Below are 23021 nucleotides of genomic sequence, written 5' to 3'. Positions count from 1 at the left end.
TAGAAGAAAGCTGAAGCAGCTCTGCGCCGCTTCAGCTTTCTTTTTCATACTTCGCTACTCGTTCACGCAGCAGGTAAATGTCTTTTTCATGCTGCCATACCTTTTTTTCGAGAAAATCCAGATGTACCTTTTTATCGATCTGCTCCTCCCGAATTTCCCTTACCTCTTGATTGAGGTTGTCCAACCGATCATTCGTACTGGCAACCTTCTGAATCAACTCAGCACCCATCTCTTCCACGAGCTTCATGAGCGATTCTTGTCTTTCCATGCGCTGCTCGAGGGCACTCATGCCCTGCTCGAAATTTCCCATACGCTGTTCCAGTTGTTCAAACCGGATATCATGCTGGTCTAACCGCTCCTCGACTCTGTCTAACCGCTCCTCGACTCTGTCTAACCGCTCTTCGATTCTGTCTAACCGCTCTTCGATTCTGTCTAACCGCTCTTCGACTCTGTCCAACCGCTCCTCGACTCTGTCCAGCCGTTGCTCAATCGCTCCAAACTTTTCTTCCATTCGATCAGACATTTGACTGAGCTTTTCAAACAAGTCATCCAAAGTCTTCCCCATGTCCATACCCCCTCGCGCATGTGCATGCACTATATAACTATCGTAAATAATGATAGCCCATCCCGCAAGCGAATTTATTCCTCGTCCCCGACAGCATCCACAGGGACCTCCACATATTCTTTTTCCCCTCGATCGATCTGGGCCTGGCCATTCGTCAAGTCTATCATTCTCTCGATAAAGCCATCCTGTTCACCTTCGGGGATGAGCACATGTGCCGATACTTTATCCGTAAAGTCAGTGCCTACTACACGCTGCTCGCCGATACGCAGCTCGTTTTCCACCTTGCCCCACCATGTATAATCCACATGAATCGATATTTTTTGGTGGAGCGTATGCACGACGATCCGCGCTGCTTTCAGTGCAGTGACAGTCCCAGCCGTATACGCTCGAACCAAGCCGCCAGCCCCCAGCTTGATACCGCCGAAGTAGCGGGTCACGACCACTACGGTATCCTTGACTCCGTTTTTCTTGATACATTCCAGAATGGGCTTGCCTGCCGTTCCGCTAGGCTCTCCATCGTCACTGGAGCGTTGAATCTGATCATTTTCTCCAATGACAAATGCAGAGCAGTTATGGGTAGCGTCCCAATGCTTTTTCTTGATGGCTGCGATGAACGCTGAAGCCTCTTCTTCGGTAGTCACGCGTTGTGCATACCCAATAAATCGAGAACGTTCTATTATAATGTCGTCTTCTCCGTAGCCCGCAACGGTCTTATACTGATGTAACATCGTCCGATCACCTCAAGAAAAGGATAGCATGTCAAAAGAAAGTTCGCGAATCCTGAAATGTTTTTGACACATATTCGTATTATTCTTTACAAGCAGATGTGTACTAATAATGAAAGGATCGAATCTATACATGAGGAGGTGTGTGTCGAACCGGCTTATGCAAATAGTTCCAAGTTTTAATTTTTCGTGTACGAAACATCGCTATGTGATATAGTGATGTTGGGACAAACTGTAATATTTTGATTAGAAGGAGTGGACAATATGAATTTTCCATACTCATCGAAAAAATGGCAAAAGATCAGTATGGCTGCCGTTTTGACGACAGTGCTTGGAGTAGGCTCGTTGACAGCCTATGCGAATAATGCAGACGATGCCAAGGCAGCTCAGACTGAAGTGGAGGCATCAGCTGAAACAGCAGCCCCAACCGAAGCTGCTCCTGAACAGGCAACCGAAGCCAAGGCAGATGAGCCAAAAGCGGAAGCAACTGTTACAGAAACCAAAACACCTGCTGCCACAGAACAAAAAACCACCACACCATCAGCTGAGGCAACGACCGGTATAGAGCAATTGACCTTGGAAAAAGCGATTCAACAAGCATTGGAAACAAATGCTACGCTCGAAAATACCCGCTTGAGTGTGAAAAACGCGGACCTCAACTCGATGCTGTCTTATAAGTCACCTGCTGAAATGCCGAGTGAGGTCATTTGGTCTTTGGATGCAGCGAAAGCAAAATACGTGACCAATGCTACCATCGATATGAACCGTCTGTTGAACTCCTTGCAGCTCAAAGCAACTGAAAGCAAGATCAAGCTGGGAGCGCAACAGGCATACTACGATCTGATTTACGCACAAAATGACCTGAACCTGAAAAAACAAAGTCTGACGCGTGCGCAAACGCAGTTGAAGGTAGCAAAAGCAGCATTTGAAGTAGGTACCAAGGCGAAAACAGATGTTTTGCAGGCGGAAATGGGCTTGGCTGGTGCGCAGGCTGCTTTGACCACCGCGGAGAACAACCTGGAAATCGAACGCATGGAGCTCAATGATTTCCTCGGGGTAGACCTGGACAAGAAGTGGAATATCGTCGTTGCCAACAAACAGGCTGCGCCTATCACCAAAACTTTGCAGCAAGCACAGACCGAAGCGCTGGAAAAGCGTGTGGAAATGACCAAGGTCAAGGAAGAACTGAAGCTGGCTGAGCTGAATGTAAAGCTGGTTGAAGAGTACTCCGTGCTTGCGACCTACCAAGGCCGTATTGCTCAAAACAATGTAGAGACCTCCAAGGTCGCGATCGAACAACAAGAGCGTGCCATCAGCAAAGAAGTAGCACAAGCCTACTACAACCTGAATGCAGCACGTCAAGCGATTGACTTTCAGAAAAAAGCAAAGGATTCGGCAGCAGAAAGCTACCGCCTGACCAATCTGCGCTTTGAAAACGGACTTGCAACGACACTGGAAGTGATCCAGGCAGAGGAAGAATTGTCTGATCGCGAAAACCAGTATCAACGTGCGATCCTTACCTACAACCTGGCTGTAGTCAACTTCGATACAGCATTGGGCAACTAAGAGAATTATTGTAAGGATCTGATCAGAACTGGAAAAAGGTTCAATGGTGACAGACCGCCGAGCGTACCCTATAATACGAGTTGTGGCGGTTGTCACTCCTTACATAAACAAGTGAATAACGACCACGAAAAAATCTTTAAACTTTTTTTCGAAGGCGCCGCAACTTTTGCTGAGCTGAGGCGTTTAATAGGATGTCACACGAAACACGGGGAATTGTGTAAAAAAGATTCACGAATTCTAGCAACTGTGTTACACTAGTGATTGTTGCATTTTACACAATACTGAATATACTAGAGATTTTTAACACGGAAAAAGCGATGCTGTCCTGCGGAAGGAGGTGACACGCGCTTGCAGGATTCGGGCTTTAAAAAGAAAGATAGATTATCAACGAATATTCCCCAAGAACAATTTGTTTATACTAGAGGAGGAGAACACAAGGTTATGAAAAAGGTTGTTAACAGTGTACTGGCTAGTGCTCTAGCACTTACAGTTGCTCCTATGGCTTTTGCTGAAGAAGCAGCTACAACAGCTCCTGTAATGGATGCTCAGCTTGAAAAAACGGTAAAACGTTTGGAAGCACTCGGATTGGTAGCAGGTTATGGAAACGGCGACTACGGCGTAGACAAAACCATCACTCGTGCTGAGTTCGCTACTCTGATCGTTCGCGCTCGCGGTTTGGAGCAAGGTGCTAAACTGGCACAATTCCAATCCACTTTCGTTGACGTAAACACTGCTGACTGGTTCTCCGGCTTCGTAAACGTAGCTTCCGGTCAAGACATCGTTAAAGGTTATGCAGACAAAACCTTTAAACCTCAAAATCAAGTAACATACGCGGAAGCAGTAGCTATGATCATCCGCGCCCTGGGTTATGACCCTGCAGTTAAAGGTGCATGGCCTAACAACTACATCGCAAAAGCTTCTGAGCTGAACATTGCGAAAAACGTAGCAGCTCCGAACAATGCCGCAACTCGTGGCGAAGTTTTCAAAATGCTGGACAACGCACTCCGCGTTAAATTGATGGAGCAAGTTGAATACGGTACTGATATCCGTTTCACATTCTCTGACCAAACTCTGCTGACTCGTTACCTCGACGTAACCGTTCGCGACATGGATTGGGTAAACGACGAGCGTCTTGATGGCGACGACCTGCCATTCGTTACGAACGTACCTGTAGTAGGTCTGGGTACTTTGAAAGCTAACGAAATCACCATCGCTGGTAAATCCGCTGGTCTGGGTAACAACACTACTTATAAAGTAGCTGATGGTATCAACCCTAACGAATTTGCTGGTCAACACGTTCAAGTTTGGATCAAAAACGACGCTCCAAGCACAATCGTTTGGATCGAAGGATCTACTCATGAGGACGTAGTTCTGGATCGTCTGGGTGACTTCTTCCTGAACGGCACCGACATGAAAGGTGACGGCAGCAAACTGGACAAAGACAGTGCTATTAAAAACCTGAAAGTTGAACTGGATGCTTCCGGTAAAACTTACAAGTTCTCTGAAGATGTAAAAGTTACTTACAACTTCAAGCCAGACGATTCCTTGGATCTGTTGCAAGATATTATCACAGACAACGATTCGTTCTCTGCAAAAATCGTTCTCAATGACAAGAACGAAATCAATTACATCCATGTAATTGATGACAAATCAATGAAGAAATCGACTAAGGGCGTTAAATACGGCTCCCAAATCATTGAGAAAGTTGACGCTGACAAGAAGAAAATCAGCAACTTGGACGGTAAAAAGTTCAATGACCTGGAAGATCTTGAAGAAGGCGAAGATTTCCTCGTATTCCTGGACAACAAACCAGCAACTTTGGCTGACCTGAAGCCTATGGACGTATACAATGTATACTATGCAAACGGCGACGAAGACAAATTGCTCGTGTTTGCTAACCGTAGTGTAGTTGAAGGTAAAGTAGAAAAAGTACACATCCGTAGCAAAACAGACAACCGTCTGGTGATTGGTGGTAAAACGTACCGCTTCGCGTTGGATAAATCTACTTACTCCGACAACGCTAACAAAGACATCGAAGACATCACAGAAAATAACCAGGACACCATGAGAGATCTGGATGGAGAAGAAGTAAAACTGTATCTGGATCCAGCTGGTTGGATTCGTCACATCGAAACCAAAGACAGCATCAGCGATCGCAAGTTCAAAGCTATGGTTACCAAACAAGCGATCTACAGCGGCGGAGACATCTCCTTCGAAGTAATCTCTGATAAAGGTAAAAAACACACCATCGAGATCGATGCAGATGACATCAAGGACGTTGATGGTAAAGATTACGATGAAGATTCGATCCTCGAAGACTTCACTCCAAGCCAAACTAGCCCATTGCTGTTGGAAGTAACTTTGGATGCGAAAGGCGACGCTGAAAAAGTTAAAGTTCTGAAATCTTCCGTTGACATGATCGAGCTGAAAGACGATGCATGGGATAAAGCTGCTGATGAAGACGAAGAAATTATTAAACACAATGGCGTAACATATGAAGTAACCAGCGACACAGCAATCTTCGATGTGACTGGCGAAATCACAGGTTCCCTGCGTGAAACCTTGAAAAAACCAGGTATCGCTAAGTTCTCCAAAATCGCAGACGAGAAAAACCAAACTGTACTCTTCGCAGTGGATGAAGAAGATGAAGAAGTAGAAGCAATCTTCCTCGTTGCTGGTAAATCTGCGAGCAGCGACATGCAATATGGTCAAGTTCTTGGATGGGATCAAGCTAACAAAGTACACACCATGGAAGTAGTCACTAAAGTTGACAATGAAGTGAAAAAAGTAACCTACAACTTGGATGACAAATCAAGCGAACTGACCGACAGAGGTATCAGACGTGGTGACTTCATCGCCTTCACTATGAACGCAAGTGATGAAGTAGAAGTTGACGAAGTGGTTGAAGTTATTGACAGAGCAGACGTACTCGAAAGTCTGAAATTGATCGACGAAGACAATTGGGCAGATGCAGAAATCGCCCACATCACTACAGCGATTGCTACCAAAGTTGACGGTAACAAAATCACTTACGAGTGGAAAGACAAGGAAGGCAACAAAGAATCCAAAACTTACACCGTTCGTACAAACACAGCTTACTTCAATGCTGATGCAATCGCACCTGGCGACAAAGTTGAAGAAGGTGACTACATCGTACTGTTCAGCACTGAAGATGTAGAAAACCGTTACGACTATGTACTCTTCATCAACAGCGAGAAAGATGTTAAGAAGTATGATATGGATACAGATAGCTTCTTGGCTCAGAGCGCTTCCGGCGGTAAAGGCGGTACTACACCACCTCCACCAACAGATGAACTCGTAGACGAAGCTTCTGTAACAGTTGTTGAAAAAGAACAACTGCCAGGTATGATCTCCATCTACACCGTAACTGGTGAAGGTCTTGCTGGAGCAACTGTAGAAGTTAAAGTAGGTACTCGTTCCGCTGAAGACACTATCGATGCTGATGGTAACTTCGAAGTGAAAGTTACAGGTAAACCAGGCGAAACTAAAGCTACTGTAACTGTAACTAAAGGTGACGAATCCGTAGAATTCGAAGTATCTATCTAATAGCAACAACATAGAAAAACACAAGCTTGATTGAGTAATCTGGGGCAGAGGGTTTTCCCCTCTGCTCTGATTTACTCATGCGACTTGTCATGCAACTAAGTACGGAGGAACACACTCAACAAGATTACATACAGCTAGAGTGTTTCTCATATAAAAAATCCTATTTTTTTAATCTGGAGGGGTAGTACGTGAATAAAAAGCTGGTCCTTTCTGTGCTCTCGACTGCACTCGTAGCGAGCATGGCTTCTGCTGCAATGGCTAAACCAAGCGCTGGTATTTACATCGGTGGAGATGTAGATAAGTACTACAGTGCGATTCCTTTCCTCGATAACTTTGATGCAGCTCTGGATGAGATCTTGGATAACCTGGAAGATTCCGTATTCGTTGATCCAAATGGAAATGCTGCTAAGTTGTCCGATGCACTTTCTGCTGACGACATCAACACTGTTCTGAAACCTGCTACTGAAGCTGACTTCGAAGCTAACGACTATAAAGTTGTAGGCGAAGAAGGAAAAGTATGGAATCCTAAGGATTGGACTCCAGAAGTTCCTGGTGAACTGAAAGTTGAAAGTGTAAGTGCTATTAACGCTAATAGCATCAAAGTTACTTTCAACAAAGCTGTTGAAGATACTTCTAAAGTAACTTTCACTGTGAAACAAGGATTGGCTACCATTACAGTGAATGCTGCTACTTGGAACGAAGCTAAAACAGAGGCAACTCTGGCTAAGGCTTCTGGGGTTTTTGCAGCTGGTGAGTACACAGTAACTGCTGCTGGCGTAGATGGAATCAAAGATGCTACGAAAACCGTTAAATTCGATGCACAAGCTGTTGACAAGATTGAAATCGTTGGCGACAATGCTGTAAAAGCTGCTAATGGTCAAACAGCAACATTCTCTTACAAAGTATTGGACCAATATGGCACTGACATTACCAAAACTACCGATTTGACTGCTACTGCTTCTGAGGGTGTAGCTGTACAACTGGATAAAGTTAAAGGTCTTGGCACATTGACTGCTGATTTCACAGCTACCAATGCTCCAAAAACAGTTGTCGTTACACTGGTAGATGCAAAAACAGGAAAAAATAGCTTTAAAACTCTCAACATCGCAGCATCGGCTACCGTTGATACTCTTACTCTTGGCGATGTAACATATCCGAAGGACGTTACTAGACTGTATGCAGGATCTGCTGAAGCAGGTTACCTCGCGTACACTGCGGCTGACCAATACGGTAATGCAATTACAGAACCAGCTGCTCTGAACAGTGCACTTGAGTTGGTATCTTCTGATGCTAATGTTAAATTCTCTTTCGTTAAGAAAGACGAAAAAGCATACATCAACATTGATACAACTGGTTTAGCAACTGCTAAGAAAGTTACGTTGACTGTTGTAAACAAAAAGACTGGTAATCCGGTCGTAAAACAACTGGATATCGTTGCTACAGCAGCTCCAGATGCTATTAGCTTTGGCGCATTGAGCAAAGAGGTTGTATCTGTTAACGATACTGTTTACATGGATATCGTTGTAACTGATCAGTTTGGCACTCAATTGGCACCAAAAGATTATGCTGGTAAAGATCTGAAGATTACCGCTACAGGTGGTTTGGCTGGCCAAGTAAATGTGGTAACGGACAAAACCGATGCTAAATACGGTAAACTGAAACTTACACCAACTTCCAAAGGAAAAGCTACAATCGTAAGCACCCTTGGTGATAAAGTTGTAAGCACAGTTGTAGACGTTCAAGATACGCGTGTACTTTCTGAAGTTGTTGCAGCTCCGAATCAAAACGTGATTCAAGGTGCTGAAGCTACTTTGAAATTTGGTTTTAAAGATCAGTATGGCGCTGCAATTGAAAAGGCTGCTAATACGGCTGATATGTCCTACAACATCACTGTTACAAAAGTAGACGGTGATGAAGGGGCTGTAACCGTTATTTCCCCGACTTTGACTGGCGCTAATGAGGTAGACCTGAACAATGTTAAAGTTAAAGCTGCTGCTGGTAAAACTGGTTCCGCAAAAGTTAAAGTTGAACTGATTGGCAAGGATGGCAAGACAGTAGTTAGCTCTGCTGAGACAACTGTTAAGGTAACTGCTAACAACGCAGAAGGATTGAACTACAGCGTTGTTGCTCTGCCAGCATTGGTTGCAGATACTGCTCACTTTGTTAATGGTACTGATGCTTATGCTGCACCTGTAAAAGTTGAAGCAACTACCGCTGACGGAACGAAAGTAGCTGTTAACCCAGAGCAAATCGTTAAAGTAGAAGTTGTTAACGGAAATGGTTACTTTGAAGCCTCTAATGCTGTAGTAGCAGAAGCTGAAGGCAATGTTGATGCACAAGAAGGATATTTTGTAGTTGCAGCTGCTAAAAAAGCAGATGACAAAGCTCCAACCAATGCAAAAGTTCGTGTAACAGTAAATACAGCTGATGGTTTGAAAGTTCTCGAAGCACCTATTACTTTCACTTCCGAAGCTCCTGAAGTAAAAGAAGTTATGATTGCTGATCAAGCAGCAGATATCGATACTCCTACTGAACTTCCTGAAGATACTAAGGCAGTTACAGAAGTTGAGTTTAAAGACCTTGCTGATGCAGCTAATGGAGTAGACAACGTATTTGTTAACGTAAAAGACCAATACGGAGTTTGGTCTACTGTAGATGCTGACTTTATTGTTAACACACCTAACTTGATCGACCTGGGTGAAGGCAACAAATTTGCAACTGCTGATGGTGTGTTCTCCTTGACATCTACAGAAGGTGCTGATGTAGTTAAGTACGCTGAAGATAAAGCTATCAAATTGAGCACACTCCAAGGTACAGTTGCTAAAACGTTGACAGTTACCTTTACTGATGCTTACTTCGCTTTGACTGCCGAAGACTTCGGGGATCATTCTGACGATGTAAATGAGTACAGTGTTGGCTTTAATGTAAAGGGAGCAAATGCATCGGACCTCAGCGAAGTTGAAGTTACTTTGTATGATAAAGATGGTAACGAACTAGCAACAAACACTGCTAAAGATGGACTGTTTAAACTTGTGCTTGATGAAAAAGCACAATTGTCCAGCCCGTTTGATGTACAAGGGGTATTCACCGATGACATCTGGAACTACGGTAAATGGGCAACTGGTAAGGAAACTGTGAAGCCAGCGAAAGCTGTTATTACAGTAACAGATAAGTTTGGTAACACGTTTACTAAAGAAAACACAAACTTCACAGGTAAATAATACGGGTGTTTTCAAACCCGAGTTATTTGAAAGAAAGGGTCTACCTCTAAAGGGTAGATTCTTTTTTTTTGCTCAAACTCACTACAAAACACTTCGCTAGCTCGCTGCATTTCCTTTCTCCTTACATGCCCGCCAGCACCTTCCTAGCCACAAAAAGCAGACCGGTCAGACTCCCCTTACTGCAAACTATAAAAACTGCAGTCAGAAGCCCTCTTCCCCGCCCACGTTTTCCCTTTCCCCTCACTTTTTTCTTCACGCCATCCCAGCCGTAATGACCGTAAAATCAAACATATATTATTCCCTTGATCTAGGATAGAAAGGAGGTTCCAGCAGGAGTGTCGAACACGCATTCCAGTGGTATAATGGTAGTACAGACAACGGACGGAGAAGGGAGAGTGATGACGTGACCAAACTAATGGACTTGAAGATCGACTTCGCGTTCAAGCAGGTGTTTGGCAAAGAGGGAAACGAACCGATTCTCCTTGCCTTTCTGAATGCCGCGCTCCAATTGCCGAAGGAAAAGCGGCTCTCTTCGGTGGAAATCCTCAATCCGGAAATCAATCGGGAACACATCGAGGATAAGGCATCCGTGCTGGATATCCACGCCAAGACAGAGCAGGGGGAGCACGTCAACATCGAGATTCAGCTGGCGAACAAGTTCGACATAGAAAACTTGGCGATTGCCTAGCGTATGCGACGGCAGAGCCATAGTTGCACTTGTGTCTAACCAGAGTGCCAATGCAATCTGGTTAGACCATGGAGAAGCGTACCCTGTACTACTGTAAGCGTCAAATAGCCCCCACCTTGTTGCCAAGATGAGGGCTGGTCTATGCTGGGGTCAAGAGTTGAACACGCGGCAAGTTAGCGGTAACGACGGCGACCAAGGCAGCAAACTGTCCAGGGTTTCTGGATTTTTCAGATCAGGAAGCTGTGGGAGCTGCTCGAATAGGTACGTCAAATACTTGAACGGGTTCAGTCCATTCTCCTTTGCTGTTTCGATGACACTGTAGATGATTGCGCTCGCCTTTGCACCGCGAGGCGTATTGGCGAACAGCCAATTCTTTCGTCCGATCACAAACGGCTTCATCGACCGCTCGCTGCGGTTGTTGTCAATCTCGAGCCGCCCATCCTGCAAAAACGCCGTCAGCTTGTCCCACTGGTCACGCATCTACTCGGCCCAAATGCAAAAAGGAATGCCGTACACGGAACTGGCGAAGACGATCACGATCAACATCCTCAATTTTCGCTTTCTGCGGGAAACTGAGCGGTTCCACACCACATTCCACCTGTACGAGGATCAGGAGCAGTTTCCGCTGACAGATGTGATGGAGATTCACTTCATGGAGATCCCGAAGCTGATGGACAAGTGGGAACAGCGGGCGGTCAATCCGCATGACAATGAGCTGGAGAGATGGTTGCTGCTGCTGGAGGCGGACGATCACGAAGAAATTCGCAAGGAATTGGAGGCGATAGCGATGCGAGATCCGGTGATGAAACGGGCGTTTGACGAATGGGAAGACCTGAGCCGTGACGAGAAGAAGTGGGTGGAGTACGAGTCACGACGGAAAGCGATTTTGGATGAGATGGCTGCTGTCAGAGAAGCAGAGATTCGGCAGCAGAGAGCGAGGGAAGAAGGTTTGGCCGAGGGTGAAGCAAAGGGAAAGGCAAACATTGTACTGAACATGCTTGCAAAGGGCTTGAATGTAATAGAAATCGCTGAGTTGACTGGACTAACCGTAGCAGAAGTCGAAAAACTGAAACAGCAGCTTCACTAGACTAACCTTCCCCCTTGTCCTGATGTGACGAGGGGTTTTCTCTTTTGTAGAAAACGAATTCCACACCAGAAAGGGGGCAGAAAATCCGCCTTCCGTCCACTCCATCGCTTGCAAAACAATTACATAATCGTACACGTAAACGTATACGTAGGCGTTGACGAAACCAAAACATCAGAGCAGGAGTGGACGAGATGAACGACACGAAATCAATCCTTGCTAGAGTACTTGCCCAGCAGGAAGCGAAAAGGGCCGCACAAGCAGCCGAAAACCAACAGCAGGGGGCTTCCACAGAGAGAGCAAATGTAGTACCTCTCAAGGCAGTGGAGCAAAAAATCCAGGAGAGGAGGAACCACGCGCCGAAATCGACGGAAGGTCAACAGGCCAAGCCGTTGAGAGTAAAACCACGGCAAGCAAACAAGGCAGAAGGCACAGACAAAGTTGGCAAACCGGAGACTGTACAGCCACCGTCACAGCAGCTGTCTTCGATGAAAATCCCGAAGAGACAAGCCTCGTTCGAGAAACGGTACAGAAGGGTCACGACGTACCTGGAGAACGGCGTGTACGACAAAGTGCAGCAGCTGTACGAGTCGGGGGAGATCGACCGGATCAGCAACCTAGTCAATACGGCGGTCAGACTGTACCTCATGAAACACTACGGGTACGGCAGCAAAGAGTAGCCCGAAATCCCGCACAGAACGCTTTGTACGCAAGCAAAAACGAAAAAGTGATGCAACCCACAGCCCTACGTCCCCGAGCGGATGTAGGGCCTTTTTGTGTTGTGTTTGGAAAGGAGGAAGGAAGCGTGGATGAGATCACGCAGTTTGAGCAGTACCTCTTGGAAAACGGCATCGCTCCGAAAACGATCGAGTCCTACGTGGGGGACGTGAGAGGATTCTGCGAGTACCTGCGGCAGATGGGCGTGGAAAGCGAGACAGACCTGAAACGATTCTACGTAGTCAGCTACAAGAACCATCTCGTCGAAAACAAGTACGCCGTTGCGACGATCAACAAGAAAATCAATTCGCTCCAGGCGTACAACCTGTACCTCATCGAAAAAGGCATCCTGACGGAACAGGTCGTCACCCTACAGCGAGATCGAATCAAGGTGGCAGCTGGCAGCGAAGGCGAGGTAGACGTTTTCTCCGAGCAGGAAGTCAACCAACTCCTCTTCTTTGTCCAGGACAGGAGCAAGGTCAGCCTGCGAAACCACCTCATTGTTTGGATGCTGCTCTACACGGGAGTACGGGTCAGCGAGCTGTGCGGAATTCAGTTGGCAGACATCGACTACCTCACCAACACGCTCAGGGTCACAGGCAAGGGAGGGAAGTACCGTGAGATTCCGCTTCGGCCTGACCTAGCGGAACTCATCCGTGAGTACATCCGGACGGAACGGCAGGAGAACAAACACAAAGACAGTCCCTACCTGCTACTCAGCCAGCGTGCGCCCAAACTGCACAAGGACGCGGTCAACACCATGCTGGAAGGACTGGAGAAGCAACTGGGCTTCAAGATGTACCCGCACAAATTCCGGCACACGTTCTGCTCCCGATTGCTGAAAAAGGGAGTCCCGCTCACAACGGTTTCCAAACTTGCAGGCCATGCTCACATCCAGACCACCGCTCATTATTACATCAACACCAGCAAGCAGGAGAAAGAGTTGGCGGTCAACCTCCTCTAGTGTCATCTACTGGTACTTCTCTTGCTCCCACTCAAAAACGGACTTCACAAGTTTCAGGGCCAAAGCGCGGTCTTGTTTGGAGCGCTCCGTTAGCAGATCAATCAGTTGGCGAAGCTCGTCTGGTCGTGGGGAAGGGTCAATGTGCCGGAACAGATCTTCCATCGAAACGCCAAGACCTTTGGCGATCTTCTCCAGGCTCTCCACCGTGACGTTCTTTTCCCCACGCTCTACTTGCCCCACGTAGTTCGTATGTAAACCGGACAATTCGCCTAATTGCTCCTGGCTCATCCCCTTCTCTTTTCGGAGAAAGCGGATTCGATTGCCTAATCGCTTGACCAACTCGGTCATGGAAACCACCTCAAGACAAGCTTACGGGAGGAAAAGAAATGGGAACACAAACTATAAATGTGAATTGACAGAAAGATAACACCCAAAGATAATAATTAGTGAAGTTTTCCAATCGATAGTGTGGAATGGTAACCCAATCTAGCAAAAACGGAGGCAAGAAACATGGACGCAATTCTTTTCTACGGCATCATCATTCTACTGGCACTCGGCTTTCTCTCTTTTGCCTGGCTCATTGTAAGGGGATGGCTGGAGCTCATCTTTTCCTTCCTGCTCGGGGTGTTCAAACTTCTGTGGAACATCATCAAAGTGGCGTTCTGGGTCGTAACATTGCCGTTTCGTTTGATTGGAGCAATCTTTCGCCTGTTCCGAAGAAAGCCGCGCGAATCAAGGGAACAGGATGTCACCTCAATTTAGGTACCCCTGCAGGTGATGAGATAGAAGATCGTACCGGAAAGGGGGTGAAAAAGATGGCGCTTTGCAGTGAATGCGGAGGCAAGAAGAAAGTTCTTTGCGATTGCACCGGCGGAGTTGGAAAACACGCCGCCGATGATGATTGTTACGCGTGCGGCGGCTCGGGTGTACATACCTGCCCGGCCTGCAACGGTACAGGAAAAGAATAACCAACTTTTTCGTCAGTAAGGCATTCTGCCGCCCGTAACAGGGACGGTGGGATGCCTTTTTCCATTTTCGAGCGTGTTACAAAAGGAGGACACCCATGACAACAACAGCCGAACAGTACGAGCAGCTTGTTTTGCACGAGGACAAGATCGTGTTTGGCATCCAGACCTGCGAGCAGTGCGTCACACTGCTACTCGACAACCTCTACCACACCGGAGAGGCACAGAATCAAGACACCTACACCGAGATTCTCAAGATCATTCACGAAGTCGAACAGCGACTGAGGGGAGAATGGCTCACCATCAAAATCCAAAAGGCACTGCTCGCACACCAGATGAAACGGAAAGGGGACGTATAACATGAGAACGATCAAAACCTTGGCAGATGTACGCTGCTTGCAAGAAGCCAAAGTGTTTTCTCCAACTTTTCTGTCGTACCTGGAGGAAGAGTTTTTGGGACTGAAAGAAGCGTTCGACTTCGACGGTCTGGACGAAGAGTTTGCGCTGGATCACTACGGCTTCATGGTTGTGCTGGAGAAGGGAGACAACCTACGGGATCTGAGCGTGGTCGGCCTAAGCAGAGAGGACGGGGGACTTCTCGGCAGCCTGCCGGAGTTTGTCGAGAAGGTGGAACGAAACGGTGAGTGCTGGTACAAGGTGGTCGAGATCTACACCAACGAGTACGGGATGGCCTTCTACGTCCCGGCAAAAGCAATCTCTGACGACAACGAAATCCAAAACTGGTTGGAGGAGCATGTAGAATGAGTCAAAACAGAGAAGTCGCCAAACGAGTCAACATCGTCCGAGTCAAAATGGTACGGGAAGCAAGCCTCCTGTACCCGCAGCGCCGCATTAGGATGGCAAGGGATGTCGTAGAACTGTTCCTCACGTTTCTCCAAGAAACGGATCGGGAGCAGTTCTTTTTGCTTTGCCTAAACACGAAGAACGAACCGACTGCGCTGCACACCGTGTCAATCGGTTCCCTGGATGCAAGCATTGTCCATCCAAGGGAAGTGTACAAGGTCGCCATTCTCTCCAACGCGGCTTCGGTCATTGTCGCGCACAACCATCCCAGCGGAGATCCTACACCAAGCAAGGAGGACATTCAAGTGACGAGGAAACTGCAAGAGGCCGGAGAGTTGCTAGGCATCACTCTGTTGGATCACGTCATTGTGGGTACCGAGGGAGCCTACACCAGCCTAAAAGAAAGGGGACTCATGTAACATGACAACAAACGAGATGTTTTCGTCCGAAAAGTATGCGACAAGAGGAGTCAGCGAGCGAGTGCCGCTGGACATTCAACTGGCCCTGTGGAGCATCCTGGACAAGCGAAAACAACGGGGAGACACCCTGGACTGCCTCCAGGTGTTTGATCTGACCATCGAACACGTAGACGGAGAGCCCTTGCAGGTGGTACGGAACCGTCAGGAACAGCCGCCACATGAGGAAACAATCTACCTGGACGTTCTCGAACCGGTGGAAGGAATCACGCTTTGGGTCATCGACTCCGGTGAGTACTGCACCATGTTGTTCCCGGAAGAATACTAGGAGGTGACGTGGTGAATCCAGCAACCATTGCAAAGGTTGTCATACTTGTTGCCGAAATCATTCTCTTGATTGGGAAGGAAAGACAATCGTAGACCACTTTTAGAATTTTCTCTTTCTTGCTACGATAAAGGGCAAGGAAGGAGAAGGAGAACATGAACCACAATGAAACAGTGAATATGGCTTGGATTGCTGCACAGTTGGCAGACAAAGGAATGGATGAACAGACCGTCCGCCGGTATTTTCAAAAAATCCTAAAATTCCTTGCCATGTCAAGACAGGATTTCAAAGTAGGCAAAGACTACAGCTTTGAAACAGATCTTGCCGCGTACATCGGGTGGCTCGTCGATCAAGTAGACAAGCCGTTTTTATCCAAGACGCTCAAGGGAAAGCAACCGACCATCGAGGAAGTGAAGGAATTCTACGAAGCGCAGATGGCCTACGCGGAAACAGCAAACGAACCGTTTCGCTCACAAGCGAAGCAACTGGCCGAGGAATTGCTCATGAGTCATACCCAACATTTGTACGAGGAAACCATGAGTCGGGTAAAGAGGGCAGCCGAATTACTACAAAAACTGCCAATTCGGGAGCAAGTGGAGGCAATTTTGCAGACACACCCTGTTTTGGATACCTGGATAGACGAATTGGAGAAAAGAATCGGAAAAAGTGAAAAAGGAGAATAAACACAGGAGAGAAGCAGGAAGCTCGCGTTGGGCTTCCTGTTTCTTTTTGTCCAATCAATTTTGCATTTGAAAGTTGACAGGATAAACCATTTCCGACTCTGGTAAATTTGGGCCATAAGCAATTCACAGATAAAAAGTAATTTGTGAATTTGCCCATTTTGTTCTTTGACAACTTCACATGAAAGGAGTGAAAACGGATGCTGCTGTCACAAGCCATCCAACAGTTCGACCAGTACCTCTCGGCGATCGACCGGAGCGAGGAAACGAGGTCAGGGTACCAGAAAGACTTGACCCAACTCCACCGCTTTCTGGAAGAGCGCTACAACTGCCCTCCGTACCTGGAGGACATCCAGTTGGCCGATCTGGAAGCGTACCTCAGCTGGCTGAAAGAAGAGAAGGGGTACGCTCCGGCCAGCCGCAGCCGAAACCTGTATACGCTGCGCTCCTTCTACAACTACTGCTACAAGAAGGAGTTGGTCGATCGAAACATCGCGCTGTCGCTGGAGAACATCAAACTCCCGCACAAAGAGCGTCAGTACCTGTCCGAAGAGGAAGTCAACGAGCTGGTGCAGGCCATTGACCACGACCTCATTCGATTGGTCGTCAAGTTCCTGTACTTCACGGGACTTCGCATCTCCGAGTGCCTGAACCTGACGGTAGACGATGTCGACCTGGAGCGCCAGATGGTTCATGTTCGTGGCGGCAAAGGGAACAAAGACCGAGTGGTTCCCCTCTCAGAAAAGATTGTTCCACCACTTCGGGCGTACCTCGAAAAGAAACGTCCACAGGGCACGGATCGGTTTTTTGCGACCGAGAAGACCGGGAAGCTCTCTGCGGTATATGTCAACAGTGTGCTGGCAGACGCTACCACAAAACTGGGTTGGAAAAAGACAGTCACCGCACACATCTTGCGTCACAGCTTCGCCAGTCAGCTGGTGAAAAAAGATGTGAACATCGTCAACATTTCCAAGCTCCTCGGGCATAGTTCGATCAAAGTGACCAGTGTGTACACGCACGCCAACACCAACCAGCTAAAAGAAGCGGTCAGTGTGTTGTAGCGAAAAACATCAAATGAAAGGTAGGAAATTCCAATGAATCAAACAAACAAGCGTATTCTCGCACCATCTAAAAAAGTACAGTATGTCGGGTTCCGGTACTATGTGTATGGGTACCACCAAGTCCTATTTCAGGACATGAACGAGGAAGACGGGGGTGAATTTTACGAGGGGGCTCGATGGGAAATTGCAGGGATGCTCCACTCGATACCAGGCGTGGTATCCAGAGAAGTAGATGATGGCGTCATTCAAGTGGAGGTCACGTTTCCCATTTGTGTAGATGAACCATTTTCGTGGAATCAGTTGGTTGTCGTCCAACAAAAACTGAAGGAGTTCCTGGAAGAAAAAACAGATGCGATGCTCAGTTGCGAGGCAGGTGACATCCTGTTCTTTTCTCGAGACATAGAAGACAACCCGCAGTGGTTGCATCAAGCGACATCTTTCCGGAGTCTGTTGCTGCAACTTGAATCCAGCGACTGGTATACCTGGATCAGCGTCGAAAATTCAAGGGACTGGCATGGTTGAGAAATCAGGATGAAAGAAGGCGAACGAAATGGCAATGCCCGTTTTCAAGAAACCGGTCTACGATGAACGAAGCAACGAAATCTTGCGAATGCTGACCGAAGGTATGAGCCGGGACGAAGTGGCTGCCAAGCTAGGGTATAGCAATACTCGCTCCATGCACACCGTCATGAACCGCAAAAACTTTGTCTGGGATGAGCGCAAAAAGAACTACGTCCCCGCATATTCCCAGTACCACGATGCGGTGAATCAGGCTATTCCATCCTCCTCCAAGATGGGGCAGATTTTGTCCCTGTTTGCCAAAGAGGGAGCCGATGCCAAAGAGATAGCCAAACGACTGGGCTTTGCGGATCACCGGGAGATGGCCAGCTACATCAAAGGCAAAGGGTACGTGTGGGATAATGAAAAGCAGAACTATGTGAAGTACACCGGTAAGCTGTCGGAAGAATCAGACGGGCAACAGGATCTGCCTGACTCGCCAACCGAGGAAGACGAGATACGAGCGAGCCCTGTTTCCCCACGTTTGACAGGGGAAGGGCTGGAGCGATACCTTCCGCTTCTTGACATGCTGGAGCGAAACCGGGATCGGCTCATTGACCTGCTCGTCCCGGCTTCCACTACGGGCCAAATCCCACGGTATGCCGTTCCCGGCATCTTCACTACCAAGACCGTCCACATGACCAACCTGTTGGATCAGATGGTGCGAGATTTCAGCCGGGAGAAGAACATCAGCCAGCGGGAGATATTCGAGTGTGCGTTAATCGAATTCTTCCGTCGGTACGGCTACGAGAGGGAAGTGGAACAACTGCTGGGAAGATAATCCCTTCCCCAAACGGGGGAGGGTCTTCCCCACTACCCAATTTTTTTTGGCAAAAACTCGGTACCTGGAAACCGAAATACCTATGAATAAAGAAAGGGAGATGTACAATGCCTCTCATCACCAAATGGAATACCTCACATAAAGGAAATCTCCGTCAGCTGACCCCAGAGGGAATTTATAACGGCACCATTACAGAAGTGACTGCGGAGTATAACGTGTACACTCAGGGCCGTACCGTTGACCGCATTGAGAACACGTATAAACTTGACAATGGTCATATCGTGAAACAGAAGTACATTTGGTACCTGAGCGAAACCAGCAAGCTAGGGCAAGTGGTCATTAATCTTTTGGGGAATGTTGGACACGATGTCGATCTGGAGCAGCTAAAAGGGATGCGTTGCCGGGTGAAAATCGAGCATAACCGGACCCCTGACGGCAAAGTCTGGGTCAACGTAACCGATGTATATCCGATTGATGACGAACAGAAGGTGCGAGAGCAAGCTGCACAGGAACAAGCAGAACAACGTCAAGCGGAAATCGATCAGCTTTTTGCGGAGTAACAGGAACGTCGCTACCTCTTAGGAAACAGGGGTAGCGATTTTTCCCCAACCAAAAAGAGGAGGAACGAACATGAGCAATCCAATGACAGGCATGCAGCAATCCAGATTTATGACAAAAGATGGCGTATTGTATGTGGGAGATCTGCCCATCGGCAGGGATATCCGCGTGATCGCCTTACAAACCAATCTTGATACCAACGAAGTCGGAATCGTCCTTGAATTTGAGGATAACGGCAAGAAGATCAGAAGACGGATTTCTCGCAGTGATCTCACCAAGCCAGGACTCGTGAAGCTCACCCGCTACGGAGCCGATACGTGGGGAGAAGTCGTGGAACACTACGTTGACTATTTGAGAGAGCAAGTAGAAACGATGCCACGTACCTACGTTCATTCCATGGTAGGTTGGGATGAGTTCGAGGGCCAACTGTTCTTCAAACATTATAAAGCAGTCGGCTTAAATTCTATCTACGTTGGTTCTCAGCACGACATTGAGCCCAAAGGCTCCTACGATAAGTGGTTTGCTCTTGTTGAAGCCGAGGTGCTGGGAAATCCGTGGTTGGAATTTGCCCTCGTAGTAGGCTTCACTGCAGCATTGGTGAGTCTCATCGGAAAAAAGGTTCATATCGATTCCCTGTTTTTCAACTTCGCTGGGAAGACTACATCCGGTAAAACAACTTCCACTCGCCTCGGATTAAGTCCGTGGGGGTTGCCGGATTCACGTGATAATGGATTACTCAAGCTTTGGTTTGGAACGGATCAGGGGATTCTCTCCAACCTGACAGGAAACTTCGGGATTCCGATTGGGATCGACGACACCTCTCTCCAGGAAAAAGATAAAGACTACACGGCGCTCATCTACCGCTTGGTAGTGGGAAAAGAAAAGCAAGCGCTGAACGCGGACGGAACGATTCGTCAACGCGGGGAGTGGAATACCACCATTATCTCCAGTTCAGAGCTGTCCATGTTTAATGGAACCGATCAGCGGGCCGGTTTGCGTGTGAGGTTGACCGAAGTCGAGGCACCGTACTGGACAAGTTCGGCGGAGAATGCAGAACGAATCGAACGTGGCGTCCTGGAAAACTACGGTCATGCTGGCCCCAGGTTTGTCGAGTATTTGATGGAGAATTATACCGTCGACCAGTTGGTGGCAGAGTGGGAGCTGGCAAAGGACTTGCTGCTCAAATACATGGAAAAGGATCGGTTGTCTGCTCGCATTGCTGGAAAATTGGCCATTGTCCTTCTGACAGGGAAACTGGTGCGAAAGGCTCTCGGGCTTGCACTTGACCTGGAACAGCTGGCCAAAACCCTCCTGTATATCGAGAAGAAGTCAGTTGAGTCCAGGGATGTCGGTGATGCGGCCTACCGCTACCTGATAGAATTCTTCATGCGGAACCAGAGCAAGTTCTTCGAGGACAAGGGCAAAAAAGGGCTGGTACAGCGCGGGGAGTGCCTCGGCAAGTACCTGACGAACGGGGATACCGTCACGGAGATTCGCATCCCGAAGGAAGGGAACTTTGCGAAGGTCATGGCGGATGGCAAGTTTACCGACCTGGAATCCATCATTGAAAGCTGGAAGCAAAAAGATCTCCTGGTTTGCGACGTTGGAAAAAACTACGTGAACCGCGTGTTTGAAAAAGGGATGCCTCGTGTTCCCCTGTACGCCATCAAGGTAATAGAGCTGGAAGAGGATACACCCGAATCGTTTGAGGTAGTGTTTGGCAACGACATGCTTGCCTTTCTTGCAGACGAGGATGTGGCGTACGAAGAGATTGGCAGTGAAGAGGCAGAGAACAAGGATTTTGGTTACGATGAGGTCGCGCATGAAGATGATTCTGAGGAGGACGCCCCGTACGAAGAGACTGGTGATGAAGAGGCGTACGAGGAAACGTACGACGATGAGACGGAGTACGAGGTCGACCCAGACGATGAATACGAGGAGGAGGAACAAGAAGACTACGAAAACATTGCGTAGGAAACCGATTAAACGAAAAGCGGTCAGTAGGGCTCATCCTGTGCCGGAGTCAGGCAAGGGTGACTGCCCTTCTGGTCGCTTTCTTTTGTGTTCGACGAAGGCAGAGGTGCAATCGGTGAAGTCTCGTCTCACCCTAAGTGGGTGAAGGGATGGGAGCGTTCCTGTGAGCGCTCCGGTTAGTGCGGTAGCTGGTGCGGTGAAAACTCTTGTGTGGCAAGCATTCGGGTGGAATTGCACCGAACGCACCGCAGTTTGGGGGAATAACGGGGACGAAACGATGCAACAGATGCAATCCAGCCTCAGCCTAAGTAGGGCATGGACTCGAATCGTCCCTGCTAGCGCTCCGGTCGGTGCGGTAACTGGTGCGGTAAGATCCCTTGAGTGGCAAGGGTTCGTGCCAAACTGCACCGAACGCACCGCAGTTTGGGGGAATAACGGGGACGAAACGGTGTAACAGGTGCAATCCATCCTCAGTCTAAGTAGGGTAAGGACTCGAATCGTCCCTGCTAGCGCTCCGGTCTGTGCGGTAGTCGGGGCGGTAAAAACCCTCGAGTGGCAATAGCTCGGGCGGAACTGCACCTGCTGCGCCTCCTAGGTTGCCATACAGGGACATGCAAACGTGAGAAGGAGCACCACGAAAAGGTACGCAGGACGTTGTACTCATAATCCTTGTCATTCCTAGACTCACGCGAAAACGCTGCTCTCTCCGATTCTAAGGGGACAATGAAAGAGAAACCATCTGAGCATCTAAAGACAAAAGTCATGTATCTTCCTAATGATGAACTCATACTAGGAGGCATTGGAACGAGGGAAAGAAAGGTTCGGGAATCCCGAAAAATCCCTTCCAGTGAACAAAAAAGAGGAACAGGCACATGAGGAAAAAGGAAAAATCCCCAAAAACAAAAACAACGGGCATTCACGAACCTTTCTTTACAGAGATCCAAAGCCCCTTATATATACCTTCATTTATCATTATTTAATAAAATCATAAAATAATAATATAAAATATAATATTATTAAAATTATTATTATTAAATTAAAATTATGTTTACTTGATGTTATTATCTATTCCGTACAATTGGCGGTGCGATTGGTGCGTTTCCATGAGAATCCATGTACGACATGGAGTTTTACTGCACCGGCTAGCGCACCTGTGGGTGCGACTGTAGGGGCTCTACTGGACTTCTAGGGGTAGACCTCCATTTTTCCATTAGAGAGAGAAAGCCTATTTGTTGAAATGAGTTTCTTCCATTATATATAGGTTATCTATAGTTTGAATTTGATAGCTTTGAAACTCGTTGGGACACATGGTGTTTAGTGATAGTAAAAAATAGGATAATTCAGCTTAAGGTTGTGCTATTAACGGTAATGTAACTGTAACATTCGATCAAGAACTTGAAGCTGCTCCAGCTTCCGCTGATCTGGTTGTAAAACAATCCATCAACGGTGCTGAAGCTGTTGAAGTAACCGAAGCAGACGCTGACATCGTACTCGGCGCTGACAAGAAAACTGTAACGGTAACTGTTCCTGCAGTAGAAGCTACTGATGCAGAACAATCCGTGGTTTACAGCGTTTCTTACAAAGGCGGCGAAGCGAAAGCTGCTGAAGCGTTCAAAGTAGATGCTAAAGATCCACAAGTTGACATTGTGAAAGCAGCTGAAGAAGCTGTTGCAGCTTATGAAGCTGCTCGATTGACAACTGTTGAGGAAGTAGCAGCAGCGGAAGCACTGGGAACGGATGCACAAGCAAAAGTTGACTTGGTAGTTGACACAGATACAAAAGCAGCATTCCAAGCCCGTGTT

Annotated in this window: 22 protein-coding genes and 1 pseudogene; 19 read left to right on the top strand and 4 right to left on the bottom strand. The window is 47.6% G+C overall.

Annotated features, from left to right (window positions below; translation table 11 throughout):
• Positions 1-31: 31 nt before the first annotated feature.
• A complete protein-coding gene (locus JZI27_RS13120) occupies positions 32-565 on the bottom strand; it encodes a coiled-coil domain-containing protein (RefSeq protein ID WP_280207766.1) in 534 nt (177 codons plus the stop codon).
• A gap of 74 nt (positions 566-639) precedes the next feature.
• A complete protein-coding gene (locus JZI27_RS13115) occupies positions 640-1293 on the bottom strand; it encodes a YigZ family protein (RefSeq protein ID WP_251242626.1) in 654 nt (217 codons plus the stop codon).
• A gap of 261 nt (positions 1294-1554) precedes the next feature.
• On the opposite strand from JZI27_RS13115, the gene JZI27_RS13110 reads away from it, so the two are divergent.
• From JZI27_RS13110 to JZI27_RS13095, 4 genes are all read left to right on the top strand, one after another.
• Positions 1555-2856 (top strand): TolC family protein, encoded by a 1302-nt coding sequence (locus tag JZI27_RS13110; RefSeq protein ID WP_280207765.1) that lies wholly within the window; start codon positions 1555-1557, stop codon positions 2854-2856.
• A 348-nt stretch (positions 2857-3204) separates the two neighbouring features.
• Complete coding sequence (locus JZI27_RS13105) at positions 3205-6423, top strand: S-layer homology domain-containing protein (protein WP_280207764.1); 3219 nt, start codon at positions 3205-3207, stop codon at positions 6421-6423.
• A gap of 188 nt (positions 6424-6611) precedes the next feature.
• Entirely contained in the window at positions 6612-9644 is a 3033-nt protein-coding gene (locus JZI27_RS13100) for a hypothetical protein (RefSeq protein WP_280207763.1), read from the top strand.
• A gap of 403 nt (positions 9645-10047) precedes the next feature.
• Entirely contained in the window at positions 10048-10332 is a 285-nt protein-coding gene (locus JZI27_RS13095; protein ID WP_280207762.1) for an Rpn family recombination-promoting nuclease/putative transposase, read from the top strand.
• Between the two features lie 150 nt (positions 10333-10482).
• Here JZI27_RS13095 and JZI27_RS13090 read toward each other — a convergent pair.
• Positions 10483-10806, bottom strand: a pseudogene (locus JZI27_RS13090) (IS66 family transposase); the annotation flags it as partial.
• A 31-nt stretch (positions 10807-10837) separates the two neighbouring features.
• Between JZI27_RS13090 and JZI27_RS13085 the strand changes: the two are divergent.
• From JZI27_RS13085 to JZI27_RS13075, 3 genes are all read left to right on the top strand, one after another.
• Positions 10838-11419 (top strand): Rpn family recombination-promoting nuclease/putative transposase, encoded by a 582-nt coding sequence (locus tag JZI27_RS13085; RefSeq protein ID WP_280207761.1) that lies wholly within the window; start codon positions 10838-10840, stop codon positions 11417-11419.
• Between the two features lie 191 nt (positions 11420-11610).
• On the top strand, positions 11611-12096 hold the full coding sequence (locus JZI27_RS13080) for a hypothetical protein (RefSeq protein WP_280207760.1): 486 nt from the start codon (positions 11611-11613) through the stop codon (positions 12094-12096).
• Positions 12097-12221: 125 nt separating this feature from the next.
• Positions 12222-13097 (top strand): tyrosine-type recombinase/integrase, encoded by an 876-nt coding sequence (locus JZI27_RS13075; RefSeq protein WP_280207759.1) that lies wholly within the window; start codon positions 12222-12224, stop codon positions 13095-13097.
• Between the two features lie 6 nt (positions 13098-13103).
• Here the strand turns inward: JZI27_RS13075 and JZI27_RS13070 are convergent, their stop codons facing one another.
• Positions 13104-13445 (bottom strand): helix-turn-helix domain-containing protein, encoded by a 342-nt coding sequence (locus JZI27_RS13070; RefSeq protein WP_280207758.1) that lies wholly within the window; start codon positions 13443-13445, stop codon positions 13104-13106.
• Positions 13446-13607: 162 nt separating this feature from the next.
• Here JZI27_RS13070 and JZI27_RS13065 point away from each other — a divergent pair, with 162 nt between their 5' ends.
• The 12 genes from JZI27_RS13065 to JZI27_RS13010 all read left to right on the top strand — a co-directional run.
• On the top strand, positions 13608-13859 hold the full coding sequence (locus JZI27_RS13065) for a hypothetical protein (protein ID WP_122902776.1): 252 nt from the start codon (positions 13608-13610) through the stop codon (positions 13857-13859).
• A 301-nt stretch (positions 13860-14160) separates the two neighbouring features.
• Positions 14161-14421 carry a hypothetical protein gene (locus tag JZI27_RS13060; RefSeq protein WP_280207757.1) on the top strand — a complete coding sequence of 87 codons (261 nt, stop codon included), beginning with the start codon at positions 14161-14163 and terminating at the stop codon, positions 14419-14421.
• Between the two features lies 1 nt (position 14422).
• Positions 14423-14827, top strand: a complete 405-nt coding sequence (locus JZI27_RS13055) for a hypothetical protein (protein WP_280207756.1) — start codon at positions 14423-14425, stop codon at positions 14825-14827.
• Positions 14824-15285 carry a JAB domain-containing protein gene (locus JZI27_RS13050; RefSeq protein ID WP_280207755.1) on the top strand — a complete coding sequence of 154 codons (462 nt, stop codon included), beginning with the start codon at positions 14824-14826 and terminating at the stop codon, positions 15283-15285. Before JZI27_RS13055 ends, JZI27_RS13050 begins: the two co-directional genes overlap by 4 nt.
• A 1-nt stretch (position 15286) precedes the next feature.
• Positions 15287-15610, top strand: a complete 324-nt coding sequence (locus tag JZI27_RS13045; protein WP_280207754.1) for a DUF960 family protein — start codon at positions 15287-15289, stop codon at positions 15608-15610.
• 152 nt (positions 15611-15762) lie between these two features.
• The gene (locus JZI27_RS13040; RefSeq protein ID WP_221842862.1) at positions 15763-16290 is read left to right on the top strand and encodes a hypothetical protein; all 528 of its coding nucleotides are present in this window, start codon (positions 15763-15765) and stop codon (positions 16288-16290) included.
• Positions 16291-16487: 197 nt separating this feature from the next.
• A complete protein-coding gene (locus JZI27_RS13035; protein WP_005835116.1) occupies positions 16488-17348 on the top strand; it encodes a tyrosine-type recombinase/integrase in 861 nt (286 codons plus the stop codon).
• 33 nt (positions 17349-17381) lie between these two features.
• A complete protein-coding gene (locus tag JZI27_RS13030; protein WP_280207753.1) occupies positions 17382-17870 on the top strand; it encodes a hypothetical protein in 489 nt (162 codons plus the stop codon).
• Between the two features lie 28 nt (positions 17871-17898).
• Positions 17899-18687, top strand: a complete 789-nt coding sequence (locus JZI27_RS13025) for a hypothetical protein (RefSeq protein ID WP_280207752.1) — start codon at positions 17899-17901, stop codon at positions 18685-18687.
• A 107-nt stretch (positions 18688-18794) separates the two neighbouring features.
• On the top strand, positions 18795-19247 hold the full coding sequence (locus JZI27_RS13020) for a hypothetical protein (protein WP_221842865.1): 453 nt from the start codon (positions 18795-18797) through the stop codon (positions 19245-19247).
• A 70-nt stretch (positions 19248-19317) separates the two neighbouring features.
• Entirely contained in the window at positions 19318-21219 is a 1902-nt protein-coding gene (locus JZI27_RS13015; RefSeq protein WP_221842866.1) for a DUF927 domain-containing protein, read from the top strand.
• Positions 21220-22778: 1559 nt separating this feature from the next.
• On the top strand, positions 22779-23021 hold a 243-nt coding region (locus JZI27_RS13010; RefSeq protein ID WP_280207751.1), incomplete at its 3' end, for a hypothetical protein.

Origin of the sequence: Brevibacillus sp. AY1 (genome assembly GCF_029870785.1) — a bacterium.
Taxonomy (GTDB): domain Bacteria; phylum Bacillota; class Bacilli; order Brevibacillales; family Brevibacillaceae; genus Brevibacillus; species Brevibacillus invocatus.
This window is presented reverse-complemented; position numbering and strand designations above follow the sequence as displayed.